The following is a 734-nucleotide window of genomic DNA, read 5'->3' as shown; positions in this document are numbered from 1 at the left end:
TGCTAACTGGCTGGTGGCATCGCTGTAACTTTCAATATTGTTGATTGCCATTTGTGGGTCAACCACACGAAAATACACCACCGCGTTAACGCGCACAGAGACGTTATCTTTGGTGATCAAATCTTGTGTTGGCACATCCAGCACAATGGTTCGTAAATCAACACGCACCATTTGTTGGATGAAAGGAATCAAAATGATCAAGCCCGGGCCTTTTACTTCTTGAAATCGCCCTAGAAAAAACACTACGCCTCGTTCGTACTCGCGCAGAACCTTAAACATTTGTGTCGCTAATGCGAACAGCAGCACCACGATCACAGCAACAGTGTAGAGCATCATAAACGCCTCCTATTCTTTAGGGCGGTCATTGGGCTTCACCGTTAAGGTTAGCCCTTTAACATGAACAATGGTGACCGATTCACCTTGTTTGAGTTCTTGATCTTGTTCGGTCTTCGCTTGCCAAAATGCACCTTCAAACTGCACGCGGCCTTGTCCGTCGATGAAGTCGTCACTCACAATGGCATGTTTACCGGGGTAGGTCTCTAAACCTGTGGTGACGCCTTTTCCTCGAATCCTGAGTAAGAAACCGATAGTGAGAAGAATCAACGCGATTGAGAAAATAGCGATACCAAAAATCAACGGTAGGGCAATTTGGAAGCCCGGGAGCTCGCTGTCCATCAGGAATATTGAACCAAGCACAAATGCTACTACGCCGCCCAAGCCTAAAATGCCAAAGC

Annotated in this window: 2 protein-coding genes; both read right to left on the bottom strand. The window is 46.9% G+C overall.

What is annotated here, in order from left to right; genetic code table 11:
- A partial coding sequence (locus tag R7Z50_RS27020; protein WP_318149685.1) for an SPFH domain-containing protein occupies window positions 1-336 on the bottom strand: 336 nt, incomplete at its 3' end.
- A gap of 9 nt (window positions 337-345) precedes the next feature.
- Window positions 346-734: NfeD family protein (locus R7Z50_RS27015; RefSeq protein WP_318149684.1), on the bottom strand; the 389-nt coding region annotated here is incomplete at its 5' end.

This window comes from Vibrio sp. 1249-1 (assembly GCF_033340495.1).
The sequence above is the reverse complement of the archived record's forward strand: the minus strand, read 5'-3'. Positions and strand labels throughout refer to the sequence as shown.